The 453-nt window shown below is 59.2% G+C and carries 1 protein-coding gene; it reads right to left on the bottom strand.

Annotated elements, in window-relative coordinates; translation table 11 throughout:
* A partial coding sequence (locus tag J5M71_RS28380; RefSeq protein ID WP_207838958.1) for a DMT family transporter occupies positions 1 to 453 on the bottom strand: 453 nt, incomplete at both ends.

Raw genomic sequence — 453 nt, 5'->3', positions numbered from 1 at the left:
CGGATAGATAAAGGACAGCGCGCCGGTCAATGCCGTCGGCAATTTTTGAATCGCGCCGTACAGCAAAACGTACATCAGACCGGTGTGCACGATCCCGAGAGTCAGCAGACTCGCCCAGGCATCGACGCCTTGCGGCAACGCATCGAAATGCGCGAACGGCGCGAGCAACAACACCCCGGTGCAGACTTGAATCAGCGCGATCAGGTGCGGCGGCGTGCCGGTCAGGCGCTTGATGATCAGTGCCGCGATCGCATACAGAAAGGCGGCGCCCAACGCCAGGGCAATCCCCATCAAGTAATCGTTACCCTCCTCACCTTGCGTGCCATGGGCGCTGACGATCGCCAGCATGCCCATGAACGAAATCGCCAGCCAGAACAGCTTCTGCAGGGTAATTTTCTCGCCGAGAAACAGTGCCGCCAGACCGACCAGCATGAATGGCTGCACGTTATAGAC

Origin of the sequence: Pseudomonas sp. 43(2021) (assembly GCF_017490805.1) — a bacterium.
Lineage (GTDB): Bacteria > Pseudomonadota > Gammaproteobacteria > Pseudomonadales > Pseudomonadaceae > Aquipseudomonas.
The sequence above is the reverse complement of the archived record's forward strand: the minus strand, read 5'-3'. Positions and strand labels throughout refer to the sequence as shown.